We start from the raw sequence: 16,946 nt of genomic DNA on the forward strand, positions 1-16,946 counted from the left end.
AACAAATGGATGTAAGTAAGTATTTGAAGGAATTGAAAAAATTAATAAAGAAGGTAGATTTTTTAAATTATTCGAAAATAATTTTTTTGACAGTATCAATAGTGTTGTCTAAAAATAATTTATTTTTTATAACAAATGCAGGTTTAATATTTTCTATTTTAAATTCTTTTGTAAAAAAAGAAAATGATAAATTTGGAAATAAATTTGTTTTTGATTTTGAAATTTTTATTTTCCAAAGCATTACTTTATTTTATTTGAATAGACAGACATTATTAATGGGAATAAAATTATTCGACATTGAATATTTTTCAAAAGTTATACTAAATGCAAGATATTTAAACGGAGAACTTCTGTTTTTTATACTATTTGGTCTGCTATATATATTTATAAGAAAAAAGAGCAAGGCATACAAGTATTATATTTGTATAATAGTTTTATATTTCTGTTTATTTGAAGATATATTTCATACAGGATTTTCATTATTAGGAATAAATTATTGGATAGGTTTATTATTTATTTTTGTAAATATAATATTTTTACCTACATTTATTGATTTTGTAATTATTTCATTAGCTGTGTTGTATTTTATGAAAGATAATAAAAATTATAAAGTTATGTATTTATTATTAATATTTTGTTGTATTTTTAGATTGAGCCTTGCTGCAAGGCTATTCTTATAGAAATTATGATGATAAAAAGAAAGGAATAAAGATGGGTTTAAAATTTAAGGTAAAAGTGCCGGGGACATCGGCTAATATTGGTGTAGGTTATGATTGTTTAGGAGTTGCATTGGATTATTTTCTGGAACTGGAAGTGGAAGAAAGCAATAAAATTGAATTTTTGGAAAATGGAAAGCCATTTTCAATTCCAATTGAGGAAAATTTGATTTTTGAAGCTATAAAATATACAGAAAAACATTTGGTAAAAAATATTCCAAGCTATAAAGTAAATATTGTGAGAAATGATATTCCAATTTCACGTGGACTTGGAAGCAGTTCATCTGCTATCGTTGCTGGAATTTTGATTGCAAACAAGTTTGCAGGGAATGTATTAGATATTAACGAAGTAGCAAAACTTGCTGTGGAAATGGAAGGACATCCTGACAATGTAGTACCTGCGATTTTTGGAGGAATGGTGCTTACTGCACATGACAAGGAAAATCTTGTCTGTAGTTCACTAATAAGCTCTGATGATTTATGCTTTTATGTAATGATTCCAAATTTTAAATTATCTACAGAAAAGGCAAGAAGTGTTTTACCAAAAATGTATCTAGTTTCCGATGCAATAAATAATATCTCAAAACTAGGATTACTTGTAAATGCTTTTAACAAAGGAGAATACGACAACTTACGTTTTCTTTTAGGTGACAAAATTCACCAGCCTTACAGATTTGCACTAATAAACAATTCAGAAAAAATCTTTGAAGCATCTAAAAAACACGGTGCATTGGGAGAATATATAAGCGGTGCAGGTCCAACTTTAATTTCATTAAATTATGATAATGATGAATTTTTAGAAAATATGAAAAAGGAACTTGCAAAATTATCAGATAATTGGACTATCGAGAAGAAAAAGATTAATTTGAAGGGTGCAGAAGTTTATTAGAAACTATACAAACTTAGAATTTAATAAAATAAATATCCTGAGCTGTTAATTTTTCTTTGTTATTAGAAAATAGTATAAATTAATTCAAGGAGGGATTATTATGGCTATAATTGTAAAAAAAGGCGAATTAGCAAAAATAAATAAAGGAATGTCACAAAAAGGCTTGGCTGAAAGATGTACTTATACAGTAAAAGAATTTCCAAAAAGCAATCTTTCAAAAAAGGCTGAAGAAGCCTTGAATAAAATATTTTCATCTATGAAGCAAAGTTACTGGAAGCAGATTTGAAGAAGGATACTAAATTACAAAAGTTATTTTTATAAATTTTCTAGCAAGGGGTCAAGACCCCTTGTCAATAAATAAAATGTAAATTCTGTTTTTTAGTATAAGTCTAGTGTTAGTATCTTTTTATTTAAGGAAATAAATTTTGATAATAATTTTTTAAAAAAATTTTGAAAAATCAAAAAAATGTGGTACAATAAGTTTGTAGTAAAAATTCCTACCACTACTAAAAATTAAAAAAGCAGGGAAAAACCTATTCAAAGCCAATAAATATGCACGTTAGGAGTTACGGAAAATGTCAAAAAAACAGCAAAAAATGATAAAAATTAAGCAAAAAAGTGCGATTTTAATGTCTGAAAAAATCTCTATAATACTGATAAATAAAGGATTTTCTCAAAAGTACGGGTTAAAGTAAGTTATCCATTAAAACAAGGATTGAAACAAAATAGAAGCCTCAACATCTGTGATGGGTTCATGTTGTTAAAGTAAGTTATCCATTAAAACAAGGATTGAAACACAATAAAGGAAGATTTAATGCTAAAAAACTTTATTATTGTTAAAGTAAGTTATCCATTAAAACAAGGATTGAAACAGACGGCGAACTTGCTACCTTAGAAAACTTAATTAAAGAGGTTAAAGTAAGTTATCCATTAAAACAAGGATTGAAACCTGCTAGCTCTTTTCCGAACCACATTATAAAGAGGCTGGTTAAAGTAAGTTATCCATTAAAACAAGGATTGAAACCTGTAAGTCCAGTCCTTTATTTCTGGATGTTTATCTATAATGTTAAAGTAAGTTATCCATTAAAACAAGGATTGAAACTTTTCTTAATGTTCCCAGTTACATCAAATTTCATTTTGTTAAAGTAAGTTATCCATTAAAACAAGGATTGAAACTCTATGATAACATCTTTGATTAATCCTTTCTGTGGGTTGTTAAAGTAAGTTATCCATTAAAACAAGGATTGAAACAATGGTGTATCTAATCTGGATTTCTCCATATATATCACGTTAAAGTAAGTTATCCATTAAAACAAGGATTGAAACAATCTATCGATCCAACTTTCGCTCATCCCTTCATTTGTTAAAGTAAGTTATCCATTAAAACAAGGATTGAAACAATCTATCGATCCAACTTTCGCTCATCCCTTCATTTGTTAAAGTAAGTTATCCATTAAAACAAGGATTGAAACAGTATTTGCTTTATTTAATATTCCATTTATAGAAGAAGTTAAAGTAAGTTATCCATTAAAACAAGGTTTAAAAAACAACAACTTTTTTATAAGGTTGTTTTTTTTTTTAGGAAATAAAATAAGGGGTTGAAAAAAAAGTAAAAATGTGTTATTATAATTGTAGAAAATAATTTTAGGTAGAGAGTGGGTTAGCCCACTCTTTAGTTTTAGATATGAGGTGTAATTTTATGGAACAGATTTTAAATGAGTTTGAGAAGAAAATCGAATCGCATTTAAAGGAAATGAATCTGGAGTTAGCAGATTTGGAATATGTGAGGGATGGGGGATATAATTATTTGAGAGTGTATGTGGAGAAAATGGATGGAACTACGACGCTTGATGATTGTATTGATTTTAGCCGTGAGATTGACGGGATTGCGGATGAACTGATTGAAGAGAAGTTTTTTTTGGAGGTTTCGACGCCTGGGGTTGAGCGAAGGTTGAAAAAGCCTAAGGATTTTGTGAGATTTTTAGGGGAGAAAGTTAATGTTCAGGCTAAGAGTAATATTGAGGGGGCTAAAAGATTTGTTGGAAAATTGGAAAAATTTGAAGATGATACGATTTTTCTTTTGGATGATAAATTGGGGAAAATAGTGGAAATACCACTTTCTAAATTAAAAAAGGCAAATTTAATATATGAATTACCAAATGGCATATTAAATAGTGAGGAGGAATGATGAAAGGGCGAGATCAAAAAATATTTTTGGAAGCACTTGATGAACTGGAAAAGGAAAAGGGAATTTTAAAGGAAGAATTGCTGGAAACAATAGAAACTGCGTTGCTTGCGGCTTATAAGAAAAATTATGGTGAAAAGGATAATGTAAAAGTAACTATAAATAGAAATAGCGGAGATGTGAAGGTTTATTCACAAAGACTGATTGTGGAAAATGTAGAAAATCCTGAAGAGGAAATTAGTCTGGAAGATGTAATTTCTGTGAAAAAACGTGCTAAGCTGGGAGATATTCTGGATTTGGAAATTAATGCAGAAAGTTTTAAGAGAAATGCGATTCAGAATGCAAAGCAGATTGTTGTACAGAAGGTTAGAGAGTGTGAAAAAAGAAATATTTTTAATAAGTTTAAGGAAATTGAAAATTCAATTGTGTCTGCAAATGTTAGAAAGACAGATGAAAAGGGGAATTTATACGTTGATATAAATGGACTTGAAGCGATTGTGCCGCAAAAGGAATTGTCGCCAACGGATAAATTTGTGCAAGGGGACAGAATTAAGATATTTATTGGAGAAGTTGAGGAGGCAACTAAGTTTACAAAAACTTTTGTTTCTAGAAAATCTGAAGAATTGCTGCGTGGGCTATTGGAACTTGAAGTGCCTGAAATTTATGAAGGTATAATTGAGATTAAGAATATTGCAAGGGAAGCTGGAAGCCGTTCTAAAGTGGCAGTTTATTCAGATGATAAGAATTTGGATGTAAAGGGTGCCTGCATTGGACGAAATGGTATGAGAATTCAAACTATTATTGATGAACTGCAAGGGGAAAAAATTGATATTGTGCTTTGGAATGAAGATGTTAAGGAATTTGTAAAAAATGCTTTAAATCCAGCGCAAGTTTTGTCTGTAGAAGTTGTTGAGGAAGGCGAAGATAATCTGAAAGTTGCAAAAGTAGTTGTTGCAGAAAATCAGTTGTCGCTTGCGATTGGTAAAAAAGGACAAAATTCAAGACTTGCAGCAAGATTGTGCGGTGTAAAGATTGACATTCATACAAAATCAGATGAAGTGGCTGAAAGTGATGAAGATGAACTTGAAGAAGGAAGTGCATTTCAAGATACTTTAGATGAAAGGGAAAATGCTGAAAAGAATAGCGACTCATTTGAAGTTGAAGAAAGTGCATTTGCAGGACTTGGCGAAGATAAGGAATAGAAATGGGACAATTAGACGGCTGTAAAAGTGAAATGCTATGATTAGGAAATTAAGTTTTTTTGTTAGAAAATTGAAAATAAAAAGATTAAAAATTTCGTTAATGACTTTTACAAGTGGTTAAAATTGTATCGAACAAGGAGGTAATTGGAAAGTTTGGATACAGTTGATGAAAAAAAATTAGAAAATAAAGAAAAAAGCAAGCCTGAAAGAATGTGTGTCTGCTGCAGAAGGAAGGGTGAAAAATCTGAATTTTTTAGAATTTCTGAGCAGAATGGAAAATACATTTTTGACAGGGAAATGAAAGTGCAGGCAAGAGGGTTTTATGTTTGTAAAACTAATGAATGTGTTGAAAGGCTTTCAAAAAATAAGAAATATAACATTGAAATTGAGCAGCTTGTAAAAATGATGGAGCAAATAAAATGTGAAAAAAAATATATAATTGATATTTTAAAGCCGATGAAAAATTCTGAATATTTTGTTTTTGGGATTGATGAAACGATTGATGGAGTGAAAAAGGGAAAAGTGAAACTTTTGATAATTCCTCGGGATATAAAGGCGAAATATATTGAAGAATTTGAAAAATTGAAGGAAAATTTTAATTTTGAGATTATATTTGTTGAAAAAAAAGAGGAATTGATAAGGCTTTTTTCAAGAGATGTCAATGTTGTCGGTATTTTTAATAAAAAGGTAATAAAGGGAATATTGAGCAAAGTGGAGGTGATGAACGGATGAAAGTGCATGAATTAGCAAAGGAAAATGGTTTTACGGCATCTAAGTTTATGGAGGAAATCCGAAAATTTGGAATTGATAAAAAACATCACATGAATGTGCTAAGTGGCGAAGAAGTTGACTTGATAAGGAAAAAACTTCAGAAGGGTGTTCAGAATCAAAGTCAAAGTGATGGCAGTAAAACTGAAAATCTGAATAGAAATGAAGAAAAAACAGCAAAATTTGCTGCAAAAAAAGAAAATGACCATTCAGATAGTCAAAAAAACAGTAATGCTGAACATAGTAAAATTAATAATGAAAATAAAAATATTAATGAAAATTACGAAAAATTTAAACAACCATTGGAAAAAAATATTAAACTAAATGCAGAAAAAAAATCAGAGGGCATTAATAAAGGTAATCTGAATAATATAAAAAATTTAGATAATAATAAAAATCAAAAATTTGAAAAATCAAATAGATTAGATAAAAACGAAAATAAAAAGAAAATGGAGATGAAAGTTAATTTGAGTAATCAGAATAATAAGCAAAATGAAATAAATAAAGATAAGCAAAATTATAAAAATAGAGATAACCGTGACAATAGGGAAAACGGAACGAGAAACTTCCAAAATAGAGACAATCGAAATAAAGATGGATTTAAGCGAGAAGGAAGAGAAAATAACTTTAGAAAAGATAATAAAAGTTTTAATAAGGATGGAAATAATCAGTCGAGAGATAATCGAGACAGCAGAGGTTTCCAAAAACGTGATAATAGGGATAACCGTGACAATAGAGAAAACGGGCCAAGAAACTTCCAAAATAGAGACAATCGAAATAAAGATGGATTTAAGCGAGAAGGAAGAGAAAATAACTTTAGAAAAGATAATAGAAATTTTAACAGGGATGGAAGTAATCAGTCGAGAGATAATCGAGATAACAGAGGTTTCCAAAACAGAGATAACCGTGACAATAGAGAAAACGGACCAAGAAACTTTAGGGATAGACAGGATAATAGAGGATTTTCCGATAGAGGCGGATTTAATAGAGATAGAGATGACTTCAGAAAAGATAATAGAAATAACTTTTCTGGCGGAAGAAAAGATGTGCAAACTGAAATTCCAGCGGCAACAGTTGCTGAAAAGGGAAAAGCTGGTGGAAAAGGAAAAGGAAAATTTGAAAAGAAAAAATACGAAAAGAATAGAAGAGACAGGGAACAGCATGAAAAAGAACTTCGTTCTGATTTTAGAAAGGATGACAAAAAGAAAAAGAAAAATAAAAAACATGAAAAAGTTGTCAAGGATGAAATTATCAGAATTGAAGGAGAGAGCATAGGAATGATAACAATTGGAGATGAAATTGTTATTAAAGATCTGGCTGAAAAACTGGGAATTAATGTTTCTGACATAATTAAAAAGTTCTTTATGGAAGGAAAATTGCTTACGGCAAATGCGATTTTGTCTTTTGAAGAGGCTGAAGAAGTGGCGCTTGACTATGAAGTAATCGTGGAAAAGGAAGAAGTCGAAGAAGTCAGTTATGGTGAAAAATATCATCTTGAACAGGAAGATAAGGAAGATGAGCTTATTACAAGAGCACCTGTTATTACAATTATGGGGCACGTTGACCATGGTAAGACTTCGTTACTTGATGCGCTTAGACATACAAATGTAATTGGTGATGAAGCTGGAGGAATTACACAAAAAATTGGTGCCTACCAAGTAAACTGGAAGGGACAAAGAATTACGTTTATTGATACTCCAGGACATGAGGCGTTTACTGAAATGAGGGCTCGTGGAGCTAATATTACGGATATTTCTATTTTGATTGTGGCGGCTGATGATGGAGTAAAACCTCAAACTGTAGAAGCTATTTCGCATGCTAAGGAAGCTGGAGTTCCAATAATTGTTGCAATTAATAAAATTGATAAGCCAGGGGCTGATCCGATGAAAGTTAGAACGGAATTGACTGAATATGGATTGATGGCTCCTGACTGGGGTGGAAATACAGAATTTGTTGAAATTTCTGCAAAGAAAAAAATTAATTTGGAAGAGCTTCTTGAAACAATATTGATTACTGCAGAACTTGAAGAATTGAAGGCTAATCCTAATAAACGTCCTAAAGCGGTTGTTGTAGAATCAAGACTGGATCCTAAAATGGGGGCAGTTGCCGATGTGCTTGTACAGGAAGGAACGCTTAAAATTGGAGATGTGTTTGTAGCTGGAGAATCTCATGGTAGAGTTCGTTCTATGCTTGATGACAGAGGTAAAAAGATAAATAAGGCAATTATTTCACAACCTGTGGAAATTACAGGATTTAATGTTGTGCCAAATGCAGGAGATATTCTGTATGGTGTTGAAAGTGATAAACAGGCTAAGAAAATTGTAGAAGACTTTATTAGAGAAAGAAAAGTAAATGAACAAAACAAGAAAAAACATATTTCACTGGAAAGTTTGTCACAGGAATTGGAAGAACAAGAATTAAAAGAATTGAAATGTATTATAAGAGCTGATTCAAAAGGGTCTGTTGAAGCATTGAGGGAATCGCTTGAAAAACTTAATACGGAAAAAGTTGTTGTTAATGTAATTCAAGGAAGTGCTGGAGCGGTAACTGAAGGGGACGTAAAACTTGCAGAAGCATCGAATGCAATTATAATAGCATTTAACGTACGTCCAACAACTCCTGCCAGAATTATTGCTGAAAAGACTGGAGTAGAAATTAGAAACTACAATGTAATTTACCATGCAACTGAAGAAATTGAAAAAGCGATGAAGGGAATGCTTGATCCTGAGTTTAAGGAAGTTTACTTTGGAAGAATTGAAGTTAAGCAAGTATTTAAGGTATCAAATGTTGGAAATGTCGCTGGAGCCGCTGTTGTTGACGGAAAAGTTACAAAAGACTCTAAAATCCGTGTAATTCGTGATGGAATTATTATTTTTGACGGGGAATTAGGTTCGCTGAAACGGTTTAAAGATGATGTAAAAGAAGTTGTAATGGGACAGGAATGTGGAATTGGTATCCAGGACTTTAATGATATTAAGGCTGGGGATATTATTGAATCATACATTATGGAAGAAATCCCAAGATAACGAAAAGGTGATAATTTTATGAATGATAGAAGAAAAAAAGGACTGGAAAAGGAAATTTCAAGAATTGTTGGAATGACGCTTTTGACAGAAATAAAAAATGAAAAAATAAGAAATCTTGTTACAATTCACAAGGTAGAGCTTACAAAGGATGGAAGATATCTTGATTTGACATTTTCAATACTTGATTTGAATGATAATGTGAATAAAGAAAAAATCGCTGAAGATTTGAACAAGTTAAAGGGATTTTTTAGAAAAAAAATTGGGTCGCAATTAACAGTCAGATTTGTTCCAGAAGTGAGAATTCATTTGGATGACAGTGTTGAATATGGTGTGAAGATAGCTTCAATATTAAGTGAAATAAAAAAAGAAAATAGTGATACTGAATAGAACGAAGATGCAAAATGGCTTTAAAATGAGGATTTCTAAAAAGTAATTGAATAGATATGTTCAATAGCATAAGTTTTTTATCTATACAATGGGATTATTTGTTTTATTAAATTCTGAACTTGTATAGAATTCATTATTGAATATAAAAAATTCTGATTTTAAGGTGTTTGACTATACAAAAAAAGGAAGCGATTAATCTTGTAATGAAATGGGAATTAAAAAGCTATGATAAAAATTATTTGGTATCAAAAAGTTCTGAATTTGGTGAGAGCAAATTAATTTCAAGGCTCCTTTTAAATCGGGGAATTAACACGAAGGAAAAAGTGCAGAAATTTTTAAATTCAGATAAAAAGGACATTCATAACCCATTTTTGTTTGAAGATATGGAAAATGCCGTTAAGAGAATCCAAAAAGCAGGGAAAAATAAAGAGAAAATTATAATTTATGGGGACTATGACGTTGATGGAATTTCTGGGGTGGCATATTTGGTAATAATGCTAAGAAGACTGGGGCTGAATGTGGATTATTACATTCCGAATCGGGTTCATAAGGGAACTGGGATAAATAAGCATGTTCTGGCATTTTTGAAAAAATGGGATGCAAAATTGTTTATAACGGTTGATACGTCTATAAATAATCTTGAGGAAATGATGCTTCTGAAAGATAGAGGAATTGATATAATTATAACGGATCATCACAGAAAAACAGGCATTTCTGAAAATGAGGAAAAAAATCTTGGAGTTCTTACGATAAATCCAAAAAGCAGTAAAAATTATCCAAATAAATTTTTATCTGGCTCCGGAGTAGCATTTAAACTTGCAGATGCGGTTTATGAAGCTTATGGTGCGAATAAAAAGATATTGTATGATTATCTGGATATTATAATGATTGGGACGGTTGCAGATGTTGTGCCTATGACTGATGAAAATAGATTTATCATAAAAAAAGGGTTAAATAATCTAAAAAAAACGAAAATAAAAGGTTTGAAGTATATTATTAACTATTTGAAGATAAATCCGAAAAATATAACGACTAGCGATATTGGATTTTTTGTAGCACCAATTTTTAATGCGCTTGGAAGAATTGATAATTCAAAAATTGTTGTAAATTTCTTTATTCAAGAGGATGATTTTAAACTTTTCTCAATAATTGAGGAAATGAAACGTGCGAATAAAATCAGGCGTTATTTGGAAAATGAGATTTATAATGAGCTGGAGGAAAAAATACAGCGTCTGGAACGTCCAAAGTATATTTTTATGAAAAGCAGAAAATGGCATTCTGGAGTAATTGGTGTTGTATGTTCAAGAATTTCCATAAAATATAATATTCCAGTAATTCTAGTTTCAATAAAAAATGGATATGGAAAGGCATCTTGCAGAAGCATTGAAGGAATTAATATTTTTGATATTTTAAAAAGTGTTTCAGATAAGCTGGAGCGGTTTGGAGGGCATGATTTGGCGGCAGGATTTCTTGTATCTGAAAAATATTTGGGTGAAATAGAAAGGCATTTGCGAAATAAGCTTGCCAGAAAAAATAGAGAGAATGTTCAAAAAGTGCTTTGTATTGATGCTTGGCTGAATATTGAAAATTTGAATAAGAGAAGACTTCATGATATAAACAGGCTTTCACCGTTTGGGCTGGATAATCAAGAGCCTAACTTTATGGATGCTGATGTGAGTTTTTTGAATTTGACAAAGTTTGGGATAAATAATAGGCATTTTAAGGGATTTGTTAAAAAAAATAACCGTATTATATCGGTAATTGGATACAATTTAGGACATAAATTAAAAACAAATAATTTTTATAAGAAAAAGTTTAAAATAGTTTATACTCCGATATTTAAGTCTGTTCATTCAGATTTGTTTATCGAGTTGAAAATAAAGGATTTTAAATAATTAAATTAATTAATATAAATTATATATAACAAAAAATTTTAGGAGGAATTAAAGAAATGGCAGTAAAAAAATTAAATGAAACAACTTATGAAGTATCAGCAGTTAGGGAAGGAGAAGAATTAAAGCACTTAAAAGATCACGTTTTAGTACATTTTAAAGATGCAAAAGTTGACGGATTCCGTCCAGGACATGTACCTGCAAAAGTTATTGAAAGTAAATTCAAAAAGGAAATTGAAGGGGAAATCCTAAATCATATTATTTCTGATGAATATAGAAAAGCAGTTGCAGAAAATGAATTAAAACCAATTGCTGATATTAAACTTGAAAAATATGAAAATAATGATGATAAAGTGGAAGTTGTATTTACAATTCCTGTATTACCTGCATTTGAATTAGGACAATATAAAGGTGTGGAAGTAGAAAAGGAAAATGTGGAAGTTACAGATGAAACTGTAAATGAAGAAATTGAAAGATTAAGAGAAAGCGCTGCAAAATTAAAAGAAATTGCAGAAGATGAAGAAGCTAAAAATGATGATGTTGTAAACATTAACTTTGAAGGATTTATAGATGGGGAAGCCTTTGATGGAGGAAAAGCTGAAGGATATGACTTGACATTAGGTTCTCACAGCTTTATTGACACTTTTGAAGATCAAATTGCAGGACACAAAAAAGGGGATGAGTTTGATGTAAACGTTACTTTCCCTGAAAATTATGGAGCTGCAAACTTGTCTGGAAAACCAGCTTTATTTAAAGTAAAAGTAAACTCAATCAAGAGAAAAGAAGAAGCTGAATTAAATGATGACTTGGCAAAAGAATTAGGATTTGACTCTGTTGAAGATATGAAAAATAAAACTAGAGAAAATATTACAAAAAGAGAAGAAACAAGAGCTGAAAATGAATTTAAGAACAAAGTTGTAGAAGCAGTAGTAAATGCAACAGAAGTTGAAGTTCCAGAAGCATTAGTTCAAAGGGAAATTGACTATCAAATCAACAGATTTGCGCAACAATTGCAAATGCAAGGAATTAACTTGAATCAATATTTCCAAATGACTGGACAAACAATGGATTCAATGAGGGAAAATGCAAAGGAAAATGCTGAAAAAGCTGTGAAAACAGAATTAGTGCTGGCTGAAATTGCAAAAGCTGAAGAAATTAAAGCAACTGATGAAGAAGTAGCAAAAGAAATCGAAACTTTAGCTGCAATGTATGGACTTGAAAAGGATGCATTAATTGCTGATGTAAGAAAAAATGGAAATTATGAAAGATTCATTGATGAAACAAATTATAGATTAGTAAATCAAAAAACAATTGATTTATTAGTAAATGAAGCAAAAGTTAAATAGTAATTTTTGAAAAATTGTGAATTGAAAAGAATATTTTGATTTTAGAAGAATTTTGTGATAAAATAGTTTATTGCGAAATTCTTTTTCTCTATTTGATAGTAAATGAGAAAGAATAAAAACAAGAAATGAAAGAAAAAATTGACAGAAAGAGGAGGAAATAATATGTCAGTATATAGTCCAGTAGTTATTGAAAATGATGGACGTGGGGAAAGAAGCTATGATATTTATTCAAGACTTTTGAAGGATAGAATAATTTTTGTAAGCGGAGAAGTTGAAGATGGGATGGCAAATGCGATTGTTGCACAGCTGCTGTTCCTGGATGCGCAGGATAATGAAAAGGATATTGTTATGTATATAAATAGCCCAGGTGGAGTAATTACAGCTGGACTTGCAATTTATGATACAATGCGTCACATTAAAAGTGATGTTTCTACAGTTTGCGTAGGACAAGCGGCAAGTATGGGAGCAGTATTGTTGTCAGCAGGAGCAAAAGGAAAAAGATACTCATTGCCAAATTCAAGAATAATGATTCATCAGCCATTAGGTGGTGCAAGAGGGCAAGCGACAGATATTCAGATTCAAGCAAAAGAAATTGAAAGAATGAAGGAAATTACAAGTAAAATTTTATCAGAAGCAACTGGAAAATCAGTGGAAGAAATTTATGCGGATACTGAAAGAGATAATTTTATGTCGCCAGAAGAAGCTGTAAATTATGGATTAATTGATAAAATATTGTAATTATTTATGATTTAAATTGTAGAAAAAACGAGGTGAAAAATATTGGCAAAGAAAAAAAATTACTGTTCATTTTGTGGAAGAGAAGAAGATGAAGTGGAAAGACTGGTACAGAGTCCAGAAGAGGATGATGTATTTATTTGTAATGAGTGTATAGAAGACAGTGCGGAGTTATTGGACAGTTTTAGAGAATATGATAAAAATGAGCAGAATAGGGAAATTACGTTGTTAAAGCCTAAGGAAATAAAGGCTAAACTTGATGAATATATTATCGGACAGGAACAGCCTAAAAAAGTTTTATCTGTGGCGGTTTATAATCATTTTAAGAGAATAACGCATAAACAGCAGAAAAAAACAGATGATGATGTGGAGCTTCAAAAATCCAATGTGCTGCTAGTAGGGCCTACTGGAAGTGGGAAAACTTTGCTTGCACAGACATTAGCAAAAACATTGAATGTACCTTTGGCGATTGCAGATGCGACAACGTTGACAGAAGCTGGATATGTTGGGGATGATGTGGAAAATGTGCTTTTGAAGTTGATAAAGGCTGCAGATTATGATATTGAAACAGCAGAACATGGGATTATTTATATTGATGAAATTGATAAAATTGCGAGAAAGTCGGAAAATATGTCAATTACAAGGGATGTTTCTGGAGAAGGAGTTCAGCAGGCACTGCTTAAAATTATTGAAGGGACTGTTGCGAGTGTGCCGCCTCAAGGTGGGAGAAAACATCCAAATCAGGAAATGATTGAAATTAATACGAAGGATATTTTATTTATTGTTGGTGGAGCATTTGAAGGGCTGGAAGCGAAAGTTAAAGATAGAGTTAATGAAAAGAGGGTTGGATTTGGGCTGGAAACAAATAAAACTAAATTGGATGACTTGACTTTATTTGAAAATGTATTGCCTGAAGATTTGATAAAATTTGGGTTAATTCCAGAGTTAATTGGGCGGCTGCCTGTAATTACAGCGCTTCATGGGCTTGATGAAGAGGCTATGATAAAAATATTGACAGAGCCTAAAAATTCGCTTGTTAAACAATATAAAAAATATTTTGAGATGGAAAATGTGGATTTGGAATTTGATAAGGATGCGATCGTTGAGATTGCACAGCTGGCACTTAAGAGAAAAATTGGAGCGAGAGGGCTTCGTTCAATTATTGAAAGCGTTATGACTGACTTGATGTATGAAATTCCATCAAAAGACAATGTTAAGAAAGTGATAATTACGAAGGAAGCTGTTACAGATAAGGATAAAGTAATTGTTGAATAGTAAAATTATTTAAATTATTTAAAAATATACAGAAAACATAAATTATTGAATATGAATTGTATTTATTATAATTTAAAAGAAATCTAGATTTAGTATAAAATATGAAAGGAGAAATTATGCAAAATAAACCGTTTATAGCTACAAGAGAATTAGTTGTATTTCCAGGCGTTGTAACTCCGATTTTTATCGGAAGGCAGTCAAGCCTGAAAAGTCTTGAAGAAGCAGTTGCAAGATTTGATAATAAGCTGATTCTTACGTCGCAAAAGGATGCGAATATAGAAGAGCCGAAATTTCCAGAAGATGTTTATGAAACTGGAGTTTTAGTTCACATTATACAAACAGTAAAAATGCCAAATGGAAATGTAAAAGTGCTTGTTGAAGCTAAGCATAGAGTTCTTATCAATCAGTTTTCAAAAGATGAAAATGGCATTATTTATGCTGAATATGAAGAAATCTTTTCAAAGCCAATTGATGAAAGTAAAGCTGAGGCTTTGAAGCGTAAAGTTATTGATGAATTTTCAAAATATGCAAAGAAAACTAATAAAGTGTTGCCTGATATTATTTATAATATAAAGGAAATTAGCAGCATTGACAAAGTTTTTGATTTGATCTGCACTAATCTTATGATTGCGACAGATGTGAAGCAAGGGCTTCTTGAAACGCTGGATGTGGAAGAAAGAGCCTATAAGATTTTAAGCATACTTGAAAGAGAAATTGAAATCTTTATGCTTGAAAGAGAAATTGAAAATCGTGTGAAGGAACAGATGGCAGAAGTTCAGAAAAACTATTATTTACGTGAAAAAATTAAGGTAATGCGTGAAGAAATGGGAGAAGGAACGGATTCTGACGAGGAATTGGAAGAACTTGATCAAAGAGTAAAGGATGCTAAAATTCCTCAGGATTTGAAGGATAAATTGGTAAAAGAGCTTTCAAGAATGAAGAAAATGCCTGATTTTTCTGCAGAATCTTCAGTAATTAGAACATATATTGAAACTGTGCTTGAATTACCTTGGGAAGTTTCTACTAACGATGAAATTGATATAAAGAAAGCTGAAAAAATTCTGAATGAGGACCATTACGGATTGGAAGAAGTAAAAGAAAGAATTTTAGAATTTTTGGCAATAAAAAAATTAAACAATACATTAAAAGGTTCGATTATCTGTCTTGTAGGGCCTCCAGGTGTGGGTAAAACATCACTTGCACATTCGGTAGCCCGTGCAATGAACAGAAAATTTACAAGAATCTCGCTTGGTGGAGTAAGAGATGAGGCTGAAATTCGTGGACATAGAAGAACTTATGTAGGAGCAATGCCTGGAAGAATTATAAATTCATTGAAACAGGTTGGAGTGAATAATCCTGTAATGCTGTTTGATGAAATTGATAAAATGGCTTCTGACTTTAGAGGAGATCCTGCTTCAGCAATGCTGGAAGTATTAGATCCTGCACAAAATAACTCATTTGAAGACCATTACATTGATCATACTTTTGACTTGTCAAATGTATTTTTCATTTGTACAGCAAATGATTTGGGCGGAATTCCAGGACCGCTTCGTGACAGAATGGAAATTATTTCAATCGAGTCATACACAGAATTTGAAAAATTAAATATTGCTAAAAAATATTTAATTCCTCAAACACAGGAAGAAAATGGATTAAAAGAATTTAAAATTTCATTTTCTGATAAAGCAGTCATGAAAATTATAAATGAGTATACAAGAGAAGCTGGAGTTAGAAATTTACGAAGAGAAATTGGTAAATTATTTAGAAAGATAGCAAAGGAAATACTTTTATCAAAATCTGACAGCAAGAAAATCTCTGTTTCTGAAGCAAAAGTCAAGAAATATTTGGGAAATGCCAAATTCAGAATTGATAAAATTAAAGAAAAAGAAGGTAAAATCGGTGTTGTAAATGGACTTGCATGGACAGCGGTTGGAGGAACAACTCTGGAAGTGCAGGCGGTAAAAATGGAAGGGAAAGGTGTGCTGCAGCTTACTGGGAAGCTGGGAGATGTAATGAAGGAATCAGCTAGAGTGGCATATTCTTATGTACGGCACATAAAAAATGAACTTGGAATAAAAGAAAAATTCAATGAAACAACAGATGTTCACTTACACTTTCCTGAAGGAGCAGTACCAAAAGACGGACCATCAGCAGGAATAACAATTACAACAGCAATAATTTCAGTATTGACTAATAAGGAAGTTAGACAAGATGTGGCAATGACTGGAGAAATTACGATTACTGGAGAAGTTCTGGCAGTTGGCGGAATTAAAGAAAAGGTAATCGGAGCTCATAGAGTCGGAATAAGAGATGTTGTGCTTCCTTTTGATAATAAAGTTGATACAGAGGAACTTCCAAAGGAAATTGCAGACCAGATGAAATTTTATTTTGCAAAAACGTATGATGATGTGAAAAAGATTGTTTTTGTGGATAAGAAAGATTCAGAAAAGAAAAAAGAAGCAAAGAAAAGCGAGACTGCAAAAGAAAAATAATAAAAAGATAATTATTTAAAAAATACGATGAAT

At 31.4% G+C, this 16,946-nt stretch carries 13 protein-coding genes and 1 CRISPR repeat array; all 13 genes read left to right on the forward strand.

Annotated elements, in window-relative coordinates:
• The first annotated feature begins 5 nt into the window (after positions 1 to 5).
• Complete coding sequence (locus FVE74_RS05165; protein WP_147003532.1) at positions 6 to 680, forward strand: hypothetical protein; 675 nt, start codon at positions 6 to 8, stop codon at positions 678 to 680.
• 31 nt (positions 681 to 711) lie between these two features.
• Positions 712 to 1,605: a homoserine kinase gene (gene thrB / locus FVE74_RS05170; RefSeq protein WP_147003533.1), complete on the forward strand. Its 894-nt coding sequence runs from the start codon at positions 712 to 714 to the stop codon at positions 1,603 to 1,605.
• Between the two features lie 100 nt (positions 1,606 to 1,705).
• Positions 1,706 to 1,891: a hypothetical protein gene (locus FVE74_RS05175; RefSeq protein WP_147003534.1), complete on the forward strand. Its 186-nt coding sequence runs from the start codon at positions 1,706 to 1,708 to the stop codon at positions 1,889 to 1,891.
• Between the two features lie 399 nt (positions 1,892 to 2,290).
• Positions 2,291 to 3,151: a CRISPR direct-repeat array (repeat unit 37 nt; unit sequence GTTAAAGTAAGTTATCCATTAAAACAAGGATTGAAAC).
• A 153-nt stretch (positions 3,152 to 3,304) separates the two neighbouring features.
• Positions 3,305 to 3,793, forward strand: coding sequence for a ribosome maturation factor RimP (rimP, locus tag FVE74_RS05180; RefSeq protein ID WP_147003535.1), 489 nt, complete (start codon positions 3,305 to 3,307; stop codon positions 3,791 to 3,793).
• Entirely contained in the window at positions 3,793 to 4,992 is a 1,200-nt protein-coding gene (nusA, locus tag FVE74_RS05185; RefSeq protein WP_147003536.1) for a transcription termination factor NusA, read from the forward strand. The genes rimP and nusA overlap by 1 nt, the downstream gene beginning before the upstream one ends.
• A gap of 144 nt (positions 4,993 to 5,136) precedes the next feature.
• Positions 5,137 to 5,724 (forward strand): DUF448 domain-containing protein, encoded by a 588-nt coding sequence (locus FVE74_RS05190; protein ID WP_232054088.1) that lies wholly within the window; start codon positions 5,137 to 5,139, stop codon positions 5,722 to 5,724.
• Complete coding sequence (gene infB, locus FVE74_RS05195; protein ID WP_147003537.1) at positions 5,721 to 8,786, forward strand: translation initiation factor IF-2; 3,066 nt, start codon at positions 5,721 to 5,723, stop codon at positions 8,784 to 8,786. Before FVE74_RS05190 ends, infB begins: the two co-directional genes overlap by 4 nt.
• 18 nt (positions 8,787 to 8,804) lie before the next feature.
• On the forward strand, positions 8,805 to 9,173 hold the full coding sequence (gene rbfA, locus FVE74_RS05200) for a 30S ribosome-binding factor RbfA (protein WP_147003538.1): 369 nt from the start codon (positions 8,805 to 8,807) through the stop codon (positions 9,171 to 9,173).
• A 203-nt stretch (positions 9,174 to 9,376) separates the two neighbouring features.
• Positions 9,377 to 11,068, forward strand: a complete 1,692-nt coding sequence (gene recJ / locus FVE74_RS05205; RefSeq protein ID WP_147003539.1) for a single-stranded-DNA-specific exonuclease RecJ — start codon at positions 9,377 to 9,379, stop codon at positions 11,066 to 11,068.
• A gap of 56 nt (positions 11,069 to 11,124) precedes the next feature.
• Entirely contained in the window at positions 11,125 to 12,411 is a 1,287-nt protein-coding gene (gene tig / locus FVE74_RS05210; RefSeq protein WP_147003540.1) for a trigger factor, read from the forward strand.
• Between the two features lie 162 nt (positions 12,412 to 12,573).
• On the forward strand, positions 12,574 to 13,149 hold the full coding sequence (gene clpP / locus FVE74_RS05215) for an ATP-dependent Clp endopeptidase proteolytic subunit ClpP (protein WP_018450081.1): 576 nt from the start codon (positions 12,574 to 12,576) through the stop codon (positions 13,147 to 13,149).
• A 42-nt stretch (positions 13,150 to 13,191) separates the two neighbouring features.
• Complete coding sequence (gene clpX / locus FVE74_RS05220; RefSeq protein ID WP_147003541.1) at positions 13,192 to 14,421, forward strand: ATP-dependent Clp protease ATP-binding subunit ClpX; 1,230 nt, start codon at positions 13,192 to 13,194, stop codon at positions 14,419 to 14,421.
• Between the two features lie 116 nt (positions 14,422 to 14,537).
• Complete coding sequence (lon, locus tag FVE74_RS05225; RefSeq protein ID WP_147003542.1) at positions 14,538 to 16,913, forward strand: endopeptidase La; 2,376 nt, start codon at positions 14,538 to 14,540, stop codon at positions 16,911 to 16,913.
• Positions 16,914 to 16,946: the final 33 nt, after the last annotated feature.

Origin of the sequence: Leptotrichia wadei (genome assembly GCF_007990445.1) — a bacterium.
Classification (GTDB): domain Bacteria; phylum Fusobacteriota; class Fusobacteriia; order Fusobacteriales; family Leptotrichiaceae; genus Leptotrichia; species Leptotrichia wadei_A.

Bases quoted from the DNA above. Each gene is read 5' to 3' on its own strand.
- nusA (WP_147003536.1), top strand. From the start codon at position 3,793: ATGAAAGGGCGAGATCAAAAAATATTTTTGGAAGCACTTGATGAACTG.
- FVE74_RS05175 (WP_147003534.1), top strand. From the start codon at position 1,706: ATGGCTATAATTGTAAAAAAAGGCGAATTAGCAAAAATAAATAAAGGA.
- infB (WP_147003537.1), top strand. From the start codon at position 5,721: ATGAAAGTGCATGAATTAGCAAAGGAAAATGGTTTTACGGCATCTAAG.
- clpP (WP_018450081.1), top strand. From the start codon at position 12,574: ATGTCAGTATATAGTCCAGTAGTTATTGAAAATGATGGACGTGGGGAA.
- lon (WP_147003542.1), top strand. From the start codon at position 14,538: ATGCAAAATAAACCGTTTATAGCTACAAGAGAATTAGTTGTATTTCCA.
- tig (WP_147003540.1), top strand. From the start codon at position 11,125: ATGGCAGTAAAAAAATTAAATGAAACAACTTATGAAGTATCAGCAGTT.
- rimP (WP_147003535.1), top strand. From the start codon at position 3,305: ATGGAACAGATTTTAAATGAGTTTGAGAAGAAAATCGAATCGCATTTA.
- rbfA (WP_147003538.1), top strand. From the start codon at position 8,805: ATGAATGATAGAAGAAAAAAAGGACTGGAAAAGGAAATTTCAAGAATT.
- FVE74_RS05165 (WP_147003532.1), top strand. From the start codon at position 6: ATGGATGTAAGTAAGTATTTGAAGGAATTGAAAAAATTAATAAAGAAG.
- recJ (WP_147003539.1), top strand. From the start codon at position 9,377: ATGAAATGGGAATTAAAAAGCTATGATAAAAATTATTTGGTATCAAAA.
- thrB (WP_147003533.1), top strand. From the start codon at position 712: ATGGGTTTAAAATTTAAGGTAAAAGTGCCGGGGACATCGGCTAATATT.